Here is a 17,367-nt window from a genome sequence, read left to right as displayed (position 1 = left end):
TCCTCTCGGTCACATGTCGAGCGTTGCGCCACCGTCGACCCGCAGGTCGTGCATCGTGATGTGGCGGGCGTCCTCGGACGCCAGGAAGTGGACTGAGCCCGCGATATCGGCGGGAGTGGCGATGCGGCGCAACGGAATTCCGAGGCGGTAGACACTCGGATCGCCGTCGAGCAGCGCATGCTCGGCCGCGTCGTCGACGGTGCCGCCGAACATCTCACGCAGCATCGGGGTATCGGTGGAACCGGGCGAGACCAGGTTCACCCGCACGCCGAGCGGCGCGACTTGCAGGGCCAGCGAGCGGGTGAACGCGGTGGCGGCGGCCTTGGCGGCGCCGTAGGCGGCCATGGCGACGCGTGGCGTGGCGGCCGCGTTCGAGGAGACGACCACGATCGCGCCACGACCGGCGCGGACCATCTCGGCGGCTGCGCGCTGGGTGATCAGCATCGTGCCGGTGGCGTTGACGGTCAGGCAGCGTGCCCACTCCTGCGGGTCGAGTTCGAGTGCGGAGCCGCCGACCATGAGCCCGGCCGCGTGCACGACGACATCGGGTGTTCCGAATTCCGTGGTGAGACGGTCGAAGGCGGCCTGTACTTCGGCGGCGTCGCTGATATCCAGTTCGACGCCATGAGCGGATCGTGCCGTGAGTTCGGCGGCGACCTTGTGGACGGCGGGGTCGCGGTCCCACAGCGAGAGAACTCCCGCTTCGCCGGCGAAACGGGCGGCGACCGCGGCGCCGATTCCCCCGGCGGCGCCGGTCACGACGACGATTCGCCCTCTGGACTCACCACTATGCATGAGGTTAGCCTAACCTGATTTCATCGTCGGTTGGTTAGCTTCCCTTACAGCTTCCGGCGAGGAACTTCGAAGATCCGCTGGAAAGAGGTGCTCGACTTGACCGATCCCGTGCTCCCCGGATTCACTCCGTGGCCCGCTGAGCTGGCACAACGATATCGAGAGCAGAACTGTTGGACCGGTGAGACATTCGGCGACGTGCTCACCGCGCGCGCGGTCGCGGCGCCGGACCGGATCGCGGTCCTGGACGACGCGAACAGCTGGACCTACGCCGAACTCGAGCATCGTTCCCGCTCGCTCGCCACCGGTTTGGCCCGCCTCGGCATCGCGCCCGGTGACCGGGTGCTGGTGCAGCTGCCCAACCGCGCGGAATTCGTCGAGGCGATCTTCGCGCTGTTCAAGCTCGGTGCGCTGCCGGTGTTCTGTCTGCCCGCCCATCGCAAGGCCGAGTTGGTGCCGATCGCCGAGGCTGCCGGGGCGAAGGCCATGATCACCTGCGGCACGCACCAGCGTTTCGACTACGCGGCGCTGGCCGCCGAGGTGCGCGGCGAGGTCGGGAGTCTGCGCCACCTGGTGCTGGTCGACTGCCCGTCGCTGCCCGGTGACGCGCACGACATCGACGAATTCCGGGACACCCCTACCGAATTGGCGGGCCCGTCGCCGAGCGATGTGGCGTTCCTGCAACTGTCCGGCGGGAGTACGGGTATCCCGAAGCTCATCGCGCGTACCCACGACGACTACCTGTACAGCGTGCGCCGCAGCGCCGAGATCTGTGAGCTCGACAGCGCCACTGTCTATCTCGCGACGCTGCCGGTCGCGCACAACTTCCCGATGAGTTCGCCGGGCATCCTCGGTGCGCTGTGGGCGGGTGGCGCGGTGGCGATGACGCCGGATCCGACTCCGGCGACGGCCTTTCCGCTGATCGAGCGATTCGGCGTCACCATCACGGGTCTGGTCCCCCCGCTGGCGCGGCTGTGGACCGAGCGCGCCGAGGCAGGCGAGACCGCGGATCTGTCCAGTCTGCGGGTACTCCAGGTGGGTGGGGCGCGGTGCCAGGACGAGCTCGCCCGCCGGATCGGTCCCGCGCTCGGTGTGACCTTGCAACAGGTGTTCGGCATGGCCGAGGGGCTGGTCTGCTACACGCGGCTCGACGACCCGATCGACGTGGTGGTCAGCACGCAGGGTCGCCCGATGTCGGAGTACGACCAGCTCGCCGTCGTCGACGACAACGGCGCCGAGGTGGCGCCGGGGTCCACCGGCAACCTGATCACGCAGGGCCCGTACACCATTCGCGGCTACTACGACAATCCCGACGCCGATGCCCGCAGCTTCACCGCCGACGGCTGGTACCGCACCGGCGACATCGTGTCCGTGCGCCCGGACGGCAATCTCGTGGTCGCGGGCCGCGCGGGTGACTGGGTGAACCGGGGCGGCGAGAAGGTATCGGCCGAAGAGCTCGAGGCGCACCTGCTCGAACATCCCGCGGTTCGCGACGCTGTCATCGTCGGCACGCCGGATCCGGTTCTGGGTCAACGGATTTGCGCGTTCGTTCAGCCGATCGACCCGGCGCAGCGGCCCACGCTGATCTCGGTGCGCAAGTTCGTCCGTTCGCGCGGCGTGGCGGCGTGGAAGATGCCCGACACGGTCGTGGTCGTCGACGAATTCCCGGAAACCGGCGTCGGCAAGACCAGCCGCAAGGATCTGCGGCAGGCGCTCGCCGATGGTGCGCACGGCAGCTGACAGGCACCGGCCTCGCGGGGGTGGAGGGTTCTCGCTGACGAGGCGCACGACATCGCGCCGGGCCCGCGGTGGCGCAGCCGTACTGCCACCGCGGGCCCAGATCCGGGCAGCGCGATCAGGCCAGCAGTTCGATCCACGACCCGAGCACGGGATCACCTGCGAGCGTGGGGAAGTCGATGTCTGCATGTCCGGCCGACCGCCATTTCTCCACGAGCGACATGATGCGAACCGAGTCCAGGCCCGCATCGAGCAGGTCGGTGTCGGTGGCCAGTTCCGAGCGGTCGACGCCGAGCGCCGTTGCCACATCCGTGATGACTTGTTCGTCGGTCATCGCTCATTCCTCTCGATCGAAGTCGGCGACGCCGCGCTTCCAGTAGCCGGCGATCAGTGAGTCCTTCGGCCCGATCCCGAGTTCGCCGCGCACCACCTTGCGGATGCCGCGCAGACAGCCGGCCTCACCGGCGACCCAGGCGTAGACCCGCTGTCCGGCAGCCACTTCCACGCCACGTACGGCCTTCTCCAGTGCGTCACCGGTGCCCGGTTCGAGGTCGCCGCGGTGCAGCCAGCGCACCTCGATACCCGCGGGCGCATCGATCTCGATCTCTTCCTCTGGTCCGGTCACCTCGATGAACGCCCAGCCCTGCGCGGTCCGCCGCAGTCGTTCCAGCCAGCGCGCGATGGCGGGCAGCGCGGTGATGTCACCGACGAAGAGGAACCGGTCGTAGGACTCCGGGACGACGACGCCACCGGGAGGGCCCGCGATGTGGATCTTGGTGCCCGGGGTCGCCGCGCTCGCCCACTCCGAGGCCAGGCCGCCGGGGTGGATCGCGAAATCGATGTCGAGTTCGTTGTCGGCGACGCTGTGGCGGCGCACGGTGTACTCGCGCGACACCGGGCGCGGGTTGCCCCACTCGAGTGACTGACCGTCGCGTGCGGGCAGCCGCAGTACTCCGTCCTCGCACGGAAAGACCAGGCGCACATGCTCATCCGGCACATAGCTGTGGAAGGACGCGATATCGGGCCCGCCGAAGGTGATCCGGAGCAGCCCGGCCCCGACCGCGACCGTGCGGATCACCTCCACTTCCTGCAATCCGATCGGATACGGGACCTTCGCGCCGTGCTCACTGGCGAGCACCTCGGCGATGCGCGCGGCGTAGCCACTGCGATCTGTCACTGCTGTTCCTTTCCGTGCAGCGGCCCGGCGGCAAGCGCCACCACGCCGGTGAGAACCAGGACCGCGACGCCGTAGAACACGAGCGCGGAACCCGGTGCGAAGAATTGGCCGACGAATCCGGCGGCCATCGAACCGATCGCGGTGCCGGTCACCGACTGCACCATGAGAAGTCCGGCCATCCGGCCGCGCAGTTCCTCGGGTGCCTGCTGTTGCAGCAGGGTGTAGCGCAACACGATGTTCACCGCCCTGGCCAGGCCGAATCCGGCCAGTCCGAGGAACACCAGCGCCGCGTGTGACCACAGCCCGGCGGCGATCACGCCCAGCGGCATGAGGGCCAGCGAGATCAGCAGAGCGAGCCCGTTGTAGCGGGTGCGGCTCATCCAGCCGCTGGTGAGCGAGCCGATCACGGCACCAGCGCCCGGCGCGGCGTAGAGCAGGCCGAGGGTGCCGGGGCCGGCGCCGAGTTCGACTTCGGCGAAGGCGGGCAGCAGCACCAGCGGGCCGCTGACCAGCATGGCGAGCAAGCCGGTGAGCAGGATGATGCGAATGGTTTTGTGCTGCACCGCGAATCGAATGCCGATCGCCAGCTCGCGCACCGGGTTCTGCAGGTCGCGGGCCGGCGGCGGCGCGGGCCCGATCGCGGTGATCAACCCGACCGTGGCGACGGTGGCGCCCGCGCACAGGAAGAACGCGACCGACACCCCCGCCTGTGCGACGAGCACACCGGCGATCGCGGGCGTGATCATGGTCCCGAGGTCAGTGGTGAGCGCGGTCAAAGCGCCTGCCGCCGCGATCTTCTCGCGACCGACCAGCATCGGGACAAGAGCCATCAACGCGGAGCCGCTGACGCCGCCCGCGAGTCCGTCGATGACGGCGGCCAGATAGATCACCGACAGCATCGGATCCGGCAGCACCGCGTTGATACCGAGGATCAGGAATCCGAAACCGGCTGCGCTGCGCGACCATTGGATCACGTTGCGCCGGTCATAACGGTCGGCGATCACACCGCCCGCGAGGCTGCCGACGAACAATGCGGCCGCGGTGGTCGTCGCGATGCCGGCGACCTGCAGGGTCGACCCGGTCAGTTGATAGACCTGCAACGGCAGGGCCACCATGAGCAGCCCGAGCCCCAGCACCGACACCAGCCGCGCCGCGAACGCGCACCGGAACGGACGCGAGGTCCGCAGCGGGCTGATGTCGATGAGCAGGCCGCCGACCGCTGTCACTTGAAGCGTTCCACGAGCAGATCGAGCGTGGTCATGACCGTGCGGTAGTCAGGACGTGAGCTGGTCGCGGGCAGCTCGAAGACGGTGTTCGCCTTGAACGAGGGCAGCGACGCGTACATCGGGTCGGCCCGCAGCTCGGCCAGGCTCCGGCCGCCGTTGAGCGGGATCATGAACAGCACGGGCGCGTCGACGGCGGTGTTCAGCAGCTCCGGGCTGAAGCTGATGAAGTCGGCGCTGCCTTCACGAGCGGGGTTGCCCGCCTTGGCTTCGAGCTGCTGGTCCAGGGTGAACCCGACCTCCGACAGCAGCGTGGGCAGTGCGGCGGTGGGCACGAACGCGGTCGGCTTCTGGCTCTTGAGCGACTGCATGATGACGGTGTTGCCCGCGGGCGCCTTGATGGCGGCCTTGGCCTTGGCCAGCTTGTCCTTGTAGTTGGTGATCAGCTGGTCGACCTTGGCCGGCTTGCCGACCACGTCGGCGATCACCCGCAGCTGGTCCTGCCAGTAGGTGGTCTCGGTCGGCACCAGCACAGTCGGGGCGATCGCGCTGAGCTGGTCGTAGGCGTTCACCGACTGCTGCGCCGGGTAGCCCTGGCCGCCGCCGATGATCAGGTCGGGGCGCTGGGCGGCGATGAACTCCAGGTTGATGTTCTCGCCGGTGGGCAGGGCCTTGGTGCCCTGCTTCGCCGCGTCCTCGGCCCAGCCGGACGGGAACTCACCCGGCTTGCTGGCGACGCCGAGCAGCCGCGGGTCGGCGGCGACGACCGGTGCCTCGAGGTCGTAGAGGTAGCCGGCCAGGGTGCCGTTGAGCACCACGATGCGCTGCGGATCCGCGGGGACGGAGACCGGGCCCTTCGGAGTCTGGACCTCGCGGGGGCCGCTGGGTGCGGCGGTGTCGCCCGACGAGGTGCTGCAGCCGGTGAGCGCTGCGATCAGCGCGAGAACCAGCAGGGCGAGGGTGGCGCGGAGCCTGCCCGATGATCGTGTGGTGAACATGGAAGGGGTTGTCCTCATCTTTCTTTTCGAACGGTGAAAAGCGGTGCGCTGCATGCTCAGCCGCCGATCACCGGGTCTGTGTCGAGAAGTGCCGCGATCTCGGCCCAGCCGGTGGGCGACACGATCTCGAAGTGGGAGTAGGGCAGTCGGCGCACCACGAGCCGGGCTCGTGCGGAGTGCCAGCCCGCCAGTTGCGCCTCGGTGCGGCCCGGTGTGCTTCCGGTGTCGGCGGCGTAGAGCGCCATCGGGCCGTCGTAGTCGGCCGCGGTGGACGCGGAGACCATGCCGAGCAGGGTCGTCGCGGCATCGCGCAGTTTCGTCGCCAGTTCTGGTGCGTCGTCCGGGATGTCGGGCAACAGCCGGTCCAGATCGGCCGGGTCGGTGAGGGCGCGGGTCGCCTGTTCGGTGAGATCGGACAGGGCGAACGCGTCGACCAGTCCGGTGAAGGCGACTCGCTCGCCCGCCGCTGTCAGCGCGGCGGCCATGGCGTGAGCGACGGTGCCGCCGAGGGAGTAACCGAGCAGGTGGTAAGGGCCGTGCGGTTGGATTCTGCGGATGGTCGACACGTAGTGCGCGGCCAGGTCGTCGATGGTCTCGGCCCGGAAGGTGTTGTCGCTCAAGGTCGGTAGTTGCAGGCCGATGATCGGGCGGTCGGCTCGCAGGAGTTTCGCGAGCGGGCCGAACTGCCAGGCGGTCCCGCCGACGGGGTGAACGCAGAACAGCGGATCGCGCGAACCGGTGGTGCGGAGTTCGAGGACATGGTCGAGTCGCGAACCCCAGGCATCCGTGTTTTCCGCATCGCCCGTTCGAGAGTTGTTGTTGTTCTCAGCGATCCGGTTGGCGAGTGCTCGTGGTGTCGGTGCTTCGAAGACATCGTCGAGGACGACCGCGAGCCCTGCGCGCCGGAGCCTGCCCATCACCCGAACGGCGGTGAGCGAGTGGCCGCCCGCCTCGAAGAAATCGGCGTCGGCAGCGATGTCGGTGGTGGAGAGCACGGCGGCCATCGCCGTGCGGATGGTGCGGACCAGGTCGGTGGCTTGGCTATGGCCGGTGCTGGTCGCGGTGGAGATCGCGCTGCGGTGATCAGTTGCCGCGCGGTGTGCCCGCTCAGCGTGCGCGGAGTCGCTGCCTGGCTCGCGGGTCGTGGAGGTGTCGGCGATCAGATCGCGGGCGCTCGGCGAATCCTGCGGGTCGTGTGGGGCAGCCGCCGGCACGGGGATGTCAGAAGCCGACCCGGCGTTACTCGATGTGGCCGTGGGGTTCTCGGCAGCGTTGACCGCGTAGTTCGGGACCGGCAGGGCCTTGCGATCGATCTTCTCGCTCGTCGTGCGGGGGATGTGGTCGAGGACGACGAACGCGGCGGGGACCATGTAGGCGGGCACCCGTGCTCGTAGGCCGGAACGGACGGTGTCGATGTCGATGTCGGTATCCGCCTTGGCGACCAGGTAGGCCGCGAGGCGTTGATCGCCCGGGGTGTCCTCGCGCAGGATCACCGCGGAGTGGGCCACGCCCGGGCAACTCAGCAGGGCCGCTTCGATTTCGCCGAGTTCGATGCGTTGCCCGCGCAGCTTCACCTGGCTGTCGGCGCGGCCCACGTAGTCGAGTTCGCCGTGCGGGCCCCAGCTCACGAGATCGCCGGTGCGGTACATGCGTTCGCTGTGTCCCAGCGGGTCGGCGACGAACGAACCCGCGGTCCGGGCCGGGCGGGCGAGGTATCCGCGCGCCAATTGCGTTCCCGTGAGATACAACTCGCCGATCACACCGACCGCGACCGGGCGCAGCTCGGTGTCGAGAACACGCACATCGGCACCGCCGGCGGGCAGACCGATCGGGACATTGCCGCGGTCGGCGCCGGAGGTCTCGTGGTGGGTGATGCACACCGCGGCCTCGGTGGGCCCGTACAGGTTGTGGACGCGGGCGCCGGTGAGCGCTCTGATCCGTGCCGCGGTCGGCGGCGGTAGCGGTTCGCCGCCGGTGATCACGCAGCGCAGCGCGGTGCAGCCGCTCAGGTCGGCTTCCTCGGCGAGCACGGTGAGCATCGACGAGGTGAGCTGGACCATGCCGACCCGCTCGGTCGCCATCAGGTCGGCCAGGTAGTGCGGGTCGCGGTCGAGTCGACCCGACACCGGTGCCGCCACGACGCGCGCACCGACCAGCAGCGGCAGGAACAGCTCGAGCAGGGAGGCGTCGAACGTCGCCGCGGTGCGGTACAAGACGGTGTCGCCCGCGCCGAACCGGTGCCGTCGCTGCATCCACTCGAAGGTGCTGGTGATGGCCTCGTGGGAGACGCTCACGCCCTTGGGTTCGCCGGTGGAGCCTGAGGTGAACAGCAGGTACGCGGCATTGCGGGGGAGCAGGGGCGCGAGTCGGTCGAGGTCGGAGACCGAGGTATCGGCGAAACCGGACAGATCCAATGCTTCGACCTGTGCCACGGATGCGCGATCGGTCGTGAAGTTGTCGGCCGCGGTGGTGAGAACCAGCGCCGCGCGCGATGTTGCGAGGATCCTGTCGGCACGCTGCGCGGGACTGTGGGGATCCAGCGGCAGGTAGACCCCGCCCGCCCGGCACACCGCGTGCGCGGCGACGATCGACTCGGTCCCCCGCGTCATCGCCACCGCGACCACAGTTTCGGGCCGAACGCCCTCGTCGATGAGCCAGCGCGCGAGCCGATGGACCCGGCTGTCGAATTCACCGAACGAGAGCGTCACTCCGTTCGCGGTGACGGCCGGCGCATCGGCGGAGATCGTCGCCGTCACCGACCAGTCGACCAGCGTGCTGCCGTGGGTTTCCGACGGCATCGCGGCAGCCATGGCTTCCTCGACGGAACCGTCGAGATCGGCGGCCAGCGTGGACAATACGGCGCCGAGGCGATCACTGAGCCGCGTGGCGACCGGGCTGGGCACTGCGGCCACATCGTGGTGCAACATCAGCGCGAACTCGGCGCCGGGCAACGCGGTCACCGTGACCGGGAAGTCGGTCAGCCCGTCCACATCGACGTCCACCACCTGAACCCCACCGGGATCGGGCTGCAACAGACCGGCTTTCGGGAAGTTCTGGAACACGACGAGCGAATCGAACAGCCGCCCGAATCCCAGCGCCCGCTCGATGGTGGCCAACCCGAGGTATCCCCGGGCCTGGCCGTCGAACGAGGTCTGCTGCAACTCCCCGAACTGCTCGGCCACCGGCCGACCAGCCCCGAGCGACACCCGCACGGGCACGGTATTGCTGAACAATCCCACCATTGCGCCGACTCCGGCGAGATCGGCGGGACGCCCGGAAACCACGGTCCCGAACACCACATCGGTGCGCCCGAAGTGATCCGCGAGCACCATCGCCCACGCGCCCTGCAGCACGGTGTTCACGGTCAGCCCGTGCCGCCGGGCGTTCTCGGCCAAGGCCGTCGCCACGTCGGCGGCGAGCGGAACCCGCAGGCCGACCGGACGCTGTCGCTGGGCCGTCGCCGAATCCGCCGGGTGCGGTGCTCCTCCGCCGTTCGTGGTCGGCTCCGGCGTCGAGACGGCGGGCGCCGGTGCGCCGGCACCGCCCGGTGCGAACGCGGCCGGATCGGTTGCGGATGTAGGGGTGGCGGCGAGCAGGGTCGGAGCGCGCAGGCCGGTGAGGTTTTCGGTCCACCAGTGCAGGGTCGCGGTGGTGTCGCGGGTAGTGAGCCAGGTGAGGTAGTCGCCGAAGTAGGCGGGGGCCGAGAGGGTCTCGCCGGTGTAGAGGGCGAGGGTTTCCCGGACCATCGTCGGTACCGACCAGCCGTCGGCCAGGAGGTGATGGGCGATCAGAACCAGCCAGTGCGAGGTGTCGGTGAGGCGGATCAGGAGGCCGCGGATCAGCGGCGGTCGATCGATGTCGAACGGTGCGGCGCCGGCGCGCCGCACCGAAAGCCGTGCTTGCGCTTCGGGGTCAGGCGACTCGCGCAGATCCTCGACCTGCCACGAGACGCCCGGTGCCCGCGGAACGATCTGCACCGGCTGGTCGAACTGTTCATAACTGAACGCCGCGCCGAGGTTCGGATGCCGCCGCAGCATGCTCGCGAACGCCGCACCCATGCGCTCCGGATCGACGGCGCCGTCGAGGGTGAAGCGGGCCGTCATCGTGTACACGTCGTCGGCGCCGTCGCGCAGTGCGTGGAACAGCAATCCCTCCTGCAGGGGCGACAGCGGGAGCACGTCGGCGACCGGTCCGTAGGTAGCGCCGAACTCGTCCAGGTCGCTCTGCGTGAGCGCTGCGATCAGGCGACCGGGCGCTGTCGGGAGCGGCGACGAGACAGCGGCCGGCGACTCGAATCCCACGGCGGTCGTGGGATGTTGCGGCTCGGGGGCCGCCTCCGCTGCCAGCGCGGCGAGGCTGCGCCGGGTCAGTAGTTGCTGGGGCAGGAGGGTGAGGCCCTCGGCGCGCAGGCCGCTGCTGACGGTGATGGCGGTGATGCTGTCGCCGCCGACGGCGAAGAAGTCGTCGTCCATGCTGACGGTGTCGAGGCCGAGGGTCCTCGAGATCGCCTGGTGGACAGCATGTTCGGCGTCGGTGGCCGGTGCGCGTCCGGACTCGTCGGTCGCGGGGTCCGGTAGCGCCGTGCGGTCGAGTTTGCCGTTGACGGTGGTGGGCAGGGCGTCGAGGACGACGAGTCGAGCCGGCACCATGTGCTCGGGGACCAGGTCGGCCAGGCGGGTACGTGCGGCCGAGGTATCGAGGTCGCCGGTCGCGGCGACGACGTAGCCGATCAGGGTGGGGCGCCCGGCGATGTCCCGGATATCGGCTGCCGCGGTACGGATCTCGGTCAGACCTTCGAGTGCCGCTGCCACATCACCGAGTTCGACGCGGTGGCCGCGGATCTTCACCTGATTGTCGACCCGGCCCAGGTATTCGTAGCCGAGCCCGGGCACCCAGCGCGCTCGGTCGCCGGTGCGGTACATCCGCGCTCCTGGCGGGCCGTACGGATCGGCGACGAAAGACTGTGCGGTAGTGGCGAACCGGCCCAGATAGCCCCGCGCGATCTGCGGACCGGCGAGATACAGCTCGCCGACCTGACCGTCGGCGACGATCTGCAATCCGTTGTCCAACAGGTGAGCCCGCGAGCCTGCGACCGGCATCCCGATCCGTGGACCAGCGCCGTCGATCGGTGCCCCGATCACATCCACCGTCGCCTCGGTCGGGCCGTACAGATTGACCGCCGCGAACCCGCCACGATCGATCGCGCCCCATAGCTCCGCCGAGCACGCATCGCCGCCGATCACCAGCGTCAGCGGCGGGCGAGCTGTCTCATCGGCGCTGTCGGCGCTCGCGAGATCCGTCGCTGTCGAGATCTTCCCGGTCACCTCGGTGCTCGCTGTCGCCGACTTCCGGCCGACCGGGCTCGACTGTGCCGGCGACGGTAGTTCGCTGGTCAAGCCGTGTTCGAGCAGGGCGGCGACCAGCGACGGAGTGCCGTCGACGACGTCGATGCCGTCCCGGGCGAAAGCCTCGACCAGGGCGGCCGGGTCACGCCGGGTATCGCTGTCGTACACGTGGATCCGATGTCCGGCGGTCATCCACAGCAGTGGGTCGAGCGAGGCGTCGAAGGCGAAGGAGGTGGTGTGCGCGATGGTCAGCTGACGGTTGCCCGCACGGCCGGCGGCGGCGCTGTGGATCCCGGCGCGGTGCGCGGCGACGAGTGCGGCCAGGGAGCCGTGCTGTACGACAACACCTTTCGGCTGACCGGTCGAGCCCGAGGTGTAGATGACGTAGGCCGCGTGCTCGGGCCTCACCGCGAGAGCGAAGTCGGTGTCGTGGTCGTCGAGCCGCGCACGGAAGCCGGCGTCGTCGATCGCGACGGCGTCGGCACCGAGCTGGGCCGCCAACTCACCGGCGCTGAGCACCACAGCGGGGCCCGCGTCCGCGATCGTCGCTCGCAGCCGGGCGACCGGATGTTCCGGATCCAGGGGCAGATAGGCGCCACCGGCGCGCCAGACGGCGAGCAACGCGACGACGAATTCCACATCGCGGGGTAGCGCGAGGCCGACGATCGCATCCGGCCCGACCCCGGCCCCGCGCAGGAACCGCGCGAGCCGGTTCACCCGGACTCGAAGTTCGGCGGCGGTGTACTCGGCCTGAGCCGAACTCAGCACTACGGCATCCGGTTGCTCGGCGAGCACGTGTTCGAGAAGGTCGGGGACCGTCGCGACCGACGGCTCGTCGTCGCGAAGACCCCGGTTTTCGTTGTCCGGGAGCTGCATTACCGTCGAGCGCGCGGCCAGCAGCCGCGTGCGCTCGGCCGGATCGAGCAGTTCGAGCGCACCCACCGCGATCTTGTCCGACCCGGTGAAAGACTCGATCACCCGGACCAACCCGGCGATCCGCCCGCACACCGTGTCCGCGTCGTTGGTTCGCGCGTCGGATTCGAATCCGAGCAGCACCGTGCCGTCGGGCAGCGGAGTGACGGTCAGCCCGAGGTCCTCCGGGGGCCCGCCTGCCACATTGCGCAGCACACCACGCGCACCGTCGAAATCGAGGGTGAAGTCGAAGACCTTGAGGTTGATGCCGATTCCGTGCAGGAGTTCGCCCGCGCCGTGGCCGTGGAAGTCGCGGGCGAGGTCGTCGCCGCTGTAGCGCTGGTGCTTGCGGACCTCGCGCAGGATGTCGGCGATGCGGGGGCCCAGCTCACCGAGCCGGTCGCCCGCGCTCACCGTGACCCGCAGGGGCAGCACGTTCACCGCCATGGCCGGTGTGCGCAGGGCGGCGCGGCCGACCCGGCCCATCAGCAGCATCGAGACCACCACATCGGCGGTGCCGAGTTGGCGGTGCAGGAACGCGGCGTAGCAGGCGACGAGCGCGTCGGCCCACGTGATGCCGTGCCGTTCGGCGCTCTCGCGCAGTGCCGCGAGCAGTTCGGTGGACAGGATGGCCTCGGCGCGGATCGTCCGCTCGACCGCACCGCCCAGGTGGCGACCGCGGCCGTCGAGATCGGGCCACGGTGTGAGCTGGTCGCGCCAGTAGGCGCGGTCGGCCTCGAATTCGGGGCCTGCCCGATAGGCCTGCTCCTCGGCGACCAGCTCGGCGATGGTTCCGAAAGTTTGTTTCGGCGAGGGTGTTCCGCGTCGGAGGGAGGTGTAGTGGGCGGCGACTCGGCGCGAGAGCAGCGCCGCGCTGTAACCGTCGACGATGAGGTGGTGGTAGAGCTGCACGCACCAGACCACGCAGTCGGAGATCCGGATCAGCGTGTAGTTGTACAGCTGCCGGTCGACCATCCCTCGGCACCGTTGCGCGGCCTGCTCGCGCTCCAGCGCGACAGCCTCGTAGGCCAGGGCCATCGGCTCCGCGGCCGCCCGTAGATCGACGGTCGGCCGCAGCACCGCTTCGGCATCGCTCACGAATTGCCTTGGCCCGTCGGCTGTTTCGGTGAACCGCAGCCGCATGTTCTCGGCCTCGGTGACGGTGCGACGGATCGCCTCGCTCAGCAGGTCGACATCGATCGGCGCGTCCCCGGTGATTTCCAGGACCTCGCCGACCAGGTAGCGCCCGGACTCGGGATCGAAGCGCTGCGCGTTCCAGATGCCGAGCTGCGGTCCGGTCAGCGGCAACTCGAGACCATCTGTCACGGCAACTCCCTCCCTCGTCACATTCACAATCAGTTAGGTTAGCCTAACTTAACTAATTGTGGAATACCTATGTTCGGCTGCCGCATCGCCGCAGCTCTAGCGCACCTTGGCGGCATCCTGCGCCAGCGGAATCACCAGTGGCGTAGCGGTTTCCGGGTCGTCGACGATGCGGCACCGCAGTGAGAAGACCTCGTCGACGAGCTCGGCGGTCACGATGTCGGCGGGCGCACCCGTCGCGACCACCCGCCCGTCGCGCATGGCTATGAGGTGATCGGCGTAGCGGAAGGCGTGGTTGAGGTCGTGCAACACGGCCACGACGGTCCGCCCGGATTCGCGGTTCAGTGACCGGCACAGATCGAGCAACTGGATCTGATAGGCGATGTCGAGGTAGGTCGTCGGCTCGTCGAGCAGGATCAGCGGGGTGTCCTGGGCGAGCACCATCGCGATCCACACCCGCTGGCGCTGACCGCCCGACAGCTCGTCGACCATCCGCGCCGACAACTCGGTGACACCGGTCGCCGCCATCGCCGAGGCGACGGCTTCCTCATCGGCCTTCGACCACTGCCGCAGCAGCGTCTGATGCGGATAGCGGCCGCGGGCAACGAGATCGGCGACCCGGATGCCGTCCGGCGCGGTGGAGGTCTGCGGCAGTAGACCGATCTGCCTGGCCACCTGCTTCGCCGGGTAGGAACTGATCGGTTTGCCGTCGAGCACCACGGTCCCCGACTCGGGGGTGAGCAGCCGGGCCAGCGCGCGCAGCAGCGTGGACTTGCCGCACGCGTTCGGGCCGATGATCACCGTGAACTTGCCGTCCGGGATATCCACCGACAGCTGGTCGCTGATCGTGGTGCCCTTGTAGCCGAGGCGGACCCGGTCGGCGCGCAGGCGTGAAGTGTCGTTCATCTTTTCGCTTTCCTAGTTCCGTCGCGCCTCGGCGACCAGCAGATACGCCAGGTACAGGCCACCGACCGAGACGGTGACGAGGCCGACCGGCACGGTCGTCGGGGCGAACGCGTGCTGGGCGATCCAGTCGCAGGTGATCAGCAACATCGCTCCCATCGCCGCCGAGGGCGCGAGCGCGATCGACGGTGTGCGGGCCAGCTTGCGCGCCAGATGCGGTGCGGCGAGGGCGACGAACGCAATCGGGCCAGCGACCGCCGTCGCCACCGCGGTGAACGCGACGCTGAGCACGATCAGCCACAGCATCGCCCGGCTGACGTCGAGGCCGAACGCCCGGGCGGTGTCGTCACCGAGCTCGAGGATCTGTAAGCGCGGGGCCGCGGGGATGAGCGCGATCGCCAGCAGCGCGAGGATCACCACCGCGGGACCGACCTGCGGCCACGAGAGTCCGTTGAGCGTGCCCGCGCCCCAGGCCGCCGCCGACATCGCCGCGTCCAGGTCGGCGCGCAGGATCAGCCAGGTGTTGATCGAGGCGAGCATGGCGCTGACGCCGATGCCGACGATGATCAGCCGGAACCCGGCTACGTTGTGCCGGAACGCGAGGAGATGGATGACCAGCGCGGCGCCGAGCCCGCCGATCACCGCACCGGTCGCGGTCTGCAGATGCCCACCGCCCAGGGTCAGGATGGCGATCAGCGCGCCGGTGTAGGCGCCGGTGTTGAACCCGACGATGTCCGGGCTGCCCAGCGGATTCCTGGTCACCGATTGCAGAATGGCGCCGCTCACGCCCAGCGCGGCGCCGAGGATCAGTGCGAGCAGGATGCGCGGCAGCCGCCAGTCCCACACCACCAGCCGGTCGAACCGCTCGTCGCCGATCACCAGCGCGCGGAGCACCCGCAGGGGCGGGATCAGGTAGTCACCGCTGCCGAGGGCCAGCACCGCTGTCACCACCGAGATCGTGAGCAGGACAGCGCAAACCACCAGGGTGCGCACGCCGATCCGGGCGGAGAAGCGTGTTCCGCGCGGCCGGACCACCAGCATCGCGCGGCCGAAATCGATCGTCGAACTCATGCGGCGGCACCTACTCTTGCGCGACGGGCCAGCCAGATCAGTACCGGCGCCCCGAGGAACGCGGTGACCAGGCCTGCGGGAACTTCATCGGGACGAATGACGAGGCGGCCCACGATGTCGGCCGACAGCACCAGGATCGGCGCCAGCACCAGCGAATAGGCGAAGATCCAGCGTTGGTCGGGTCCGATCAGCCACCGGGCCACATGCGGAACCGCGAGACCGACGAACGCGATCGGGCCCACCGCCGCGGTCGCGGTGCCGCACAGCAGCACCACCGCCAGCGCGGTGAACAGGCGTGTGCGCCCCACGTGCGCACCCAGCGAGTGCGCCAGATCGTCGCCGAGCGCGACCGCGTTGAGCGAGCGCGCGCACAGCGCCGCGATGATCAGGCCCGCGGCGATGAACGGGGTCGCGCCGTAGAGGATCTCGAATCCGCGTCCGGTGAGTCCACCGGAATCCCATTGACGCATTTCGTCGAAAGCCTTGGGGTGCATCAGGATCAAGCCCCTGGTCAGGCCGCCGAGAACCGCGGTGGCGGCGACGCCTGCCAGTGTCAGCCGCACCGGGTCGGTGCCGGATCGTCCGGCGGTGCCCACGCGGTAGACGACCACCGACACCAGGGCGGCGCCGAGAAACCCGAACCAGACGTACGAGGTGATCTCGCTCACGCCGAACATCGCGACGGCGATGGTGATCGCGAAGGCCGCTCCCGCGTTGACGCCGAGCAGGCCGGGGTCTGCCAGCGGGTTGCGGGTCAGGCCCTGCATCAAGCAGCCCGCTACGCCGAGCGCGAGCCCGACCAGTAGCCCGAGCAGGGTGCGTGGCACGCGGTACTCGGTGACGGTCACGTGATCGGGAGTGGTGCTCACGCCGAACAGTGCCTGCCAGACATCGCCGATCGCAATGGCTTTCGTGCCGACCAGCAGGCTGAGAGCACAGACTGCGACCAGCGCGAATGCGGCAAGAAGCCACCCGCACCAACGCGGATTTCTCATCAGGGTTCTCTCTCGCGGCGAAACTGGGTCGTCTTGGAGGTTAGCCTAAGCAAGGTCTTGATAGGTGAGGCTTACCTCGCTATGGTCACATCTCGCCCGGACCGCAGCTTGTGCGCCGCGCATCTCACCACGAGGAACACGAAAGGTTCACCCCCGTGAAAATCACCAAGTTCGCCCTGCTGGCCTCCACCGTCAGCGTTGCCCTCGGCATCGCTGCCGGAACCAGCCACGCAGCACCTGCCGCGGATGAGCCGATCAACTACACGTCCACCACCACCGAGACCTCGACGATCATCGGCACCGACGCGGGCTCGATGGTGGTCGAGGACGGCGTCTTCAAGATCAAGGCCGCCAACGGCACCACCGTCGCGGGTACCGAATTGGCCTTCCGCGTAGACGAATTCGTGTTCCCGATCGCTGCCGACATCTCCGGTCGCACCGCCACGCTGACCCCGCAGTTCGACCTGGCGCACGCCACCTACAAGCCGGTCGCGCTGCCCTACGAGAACGTGGCTCCGTGGAAGAGCGAGTACGACCGTGAGCAGGCCGCCTGGAGCCGCATGACCGGCACCATCTCCCTGGGCGCCAGCATCGCCACCCTGGTCGGCGGCCTCGGCGGCGGCGCGATCGGTTGTGTGCTCGGCGGCATCGCGGGCGCCACCATCGCCTCGGCCACCATCGTCGGCATGTTCGGCCCGTTCATTCCGGCCGCGGCCGTTGGCTGCATCGCCGGCATCATGGCCATCGGCGCGCTCGGCACCCTCGCGGGCCAGATCTTCATCACCGCCCCCGTCGCGATCATGGCCGCGGTGCAGTACTTCACCACCATCAACTCCCCGATGCCGAACAACCCCGCCCCGGCCACCAAGTAGCGGTCAGGGCCTCGGCCGA

The 17,367-nt window shown here is 69.2% G+C and carries 11 protein-coding genes; 2 read left to right on the top strand and 9 right to left on the bottom strand.

The genetic code is table 11. The features are described from left to right. Positions 1-9: 9 nt before the first annotated feature. On the bottom strand, positions 10-795 hold the full coding sequence (locus tag ACWGCN_RS22550) for an SDR family oxidoreductase (protein ID WP_452458646.1): 786 nt from the start codon (positions 793-795) through the stop codon (positions 10-12). 87 nt (positions 796-882) lie between these two features. Between ACWGCN_RS22550 and ACWGCN_RS22545 the strand changes: the two genes are divergently transcribed. Beyond that, positions 883-2,532, top strand: coding sequence for a (2,3-dihydroxybenzoyl)adenylate synthase (locus ACWGCN_RS22545; RefSeq protein ID WP_449971859.1), 1,650 nt, complete (start codon positions 883-885; stop codon positions 2,530-2,532). A gap of 115 nt (positions 2,533-2,647) precedes the next feature. Here the strand turns inward: ACWGCN_RS22545 and ACWGCN_RS22540 are convergent, their stop codons facing one another. The 8 genes from ACWGCN_RS22540 to ACWGCN_RS22505 all read right to left on the bottom strand — a co-directional run bounded on the left by ACWGCN_RS22540 (position 2,648) and on the right by ACWGCN_RS22505 (position 16,476). Continuing rightward, complete coding sequence (locus ACWGCN_RS22540; protein ID WP_358061797.1) at positions 2,648-2,863, bottom strand: phosphopantetheine-binding protein; 216 nt, start codon at positions 2,861-2,863, stop codon at positions 2,648-2,650. A 3-nt stretch (positions 2,864-2,866) separates the two neighbouring features. Beyond that, positions 2,867-3,706, bottom strand: a complete 840-nt coding sequence (locus ACWGCN_RS22535) for a siderophore-interacting protein (RefSeq protein WP_378995464.1) — start codon at positions 3,704-3,706, stop codon at positions 2,867-2,869. After that, complete coding sequence (gene entS / locus ACWGCN_RS22530; RefSeq protein WP_387448012.1) at positions 3,703-4,932, bottom strand: enterobactin transporter EntS; 1,230 nt, start codon at positions 4,930-4,932, stop codon at positions 3,703-3,705. The genes ACWGCN_RS22535 and entS overlap by 4 nt, the downstream gene beginning before the upstream one ends. Further along, positions 4,929-5,927, bottom strand: coding sequence for an ABC transporter substrate-binding protein (locus tag ACWGCN_RS22525; RefSeq protein ID WP_379314607.1), 999 nt, complete (start codon positions 5,925-5,927; stop codon positions 4,929-4,931). The genes entS and ACWGCN_RS22525 overlap by 4 nt, the downstream gene beginning before the upstream one ends. A gap of 56 nt (positions 5,928-5,983) precedes the next feature. Next, positions 5,984-13,510 carry an amino acid adenylation domain-containing protein gene (locus ACWGCN_RS22520; RefSeq protein WP_452529092.1) on the bottom strand — a complete coding sequence of 2,509 codons (7,527 nt, stop codon included), beginning with the start codon at positions 13,508-13,510 and terminating at the stop codon, positions 5,984-5,986. 96 nt (positions 13,511-13,606) lie between these two features. Continuing rightward, complete coding sequence (locus ACWGCN_RS22515) at positions 13,607-14,413, bottom strand: ABC transporter ATP-binding protein (protein ID WP_452458396.1); 807 nt, start codon at positions 14,411-14,413, stop codon at positions 13,607-13,609. 12 nt (positions 14,414-14,425) lie between these two features. Next, complete coding sequence (locus tag ACWGCN_RS22510; RefSeq protein WP_378995472.1) at positions 14,426-15,481, bottom strand: FecCD family ABC transporter permease; 1,056 nt, start codon at positions 15,479-15,481, stop codon at positions 14,426-14,428. After that, positions 15,478-16,476 (bottom strand): iron chelate uptake ABC transporter family permease subunit, encoded by a 999-nt coding sequence (locus tag ACWGCN_RS22505; protein WP_452458395.1) that lies wholly within the window; start codon positions 16,474-16,476, stop codon positions 15,478-15,480. Before ACWGCN_RS22505 ends, ACWGCN_RS22510 begins: the two co-directional genes overlap by 4 nt. A 155-nt stretch (positions 16,477-16,631) precedes the next feature. On the opposite strand from ACWGCN_RS22505, the gene ACWGCN_RS22500 reads away from it, so the two are divergent. After that, on the top strand, positions 16,632-17,348 hold the full coding sequence (locus ACWGCN_RS22500) for a hypothetical protein (protein WP_378995474.1): 717 nt from the start codon (positions 16,632-16,634) through the stop codon (positions 17,346-17,348). Positions 17,349-17,367: the final 19 nt, after the last annotated feature.

The organism is Nocardia sp. NPDC055050 (assembly GCF_053608345.1).
Note: the sequence above shows the minus strand (reverse complement) of the source record. Positions and strands in the feature narration are given on the sequence as shown.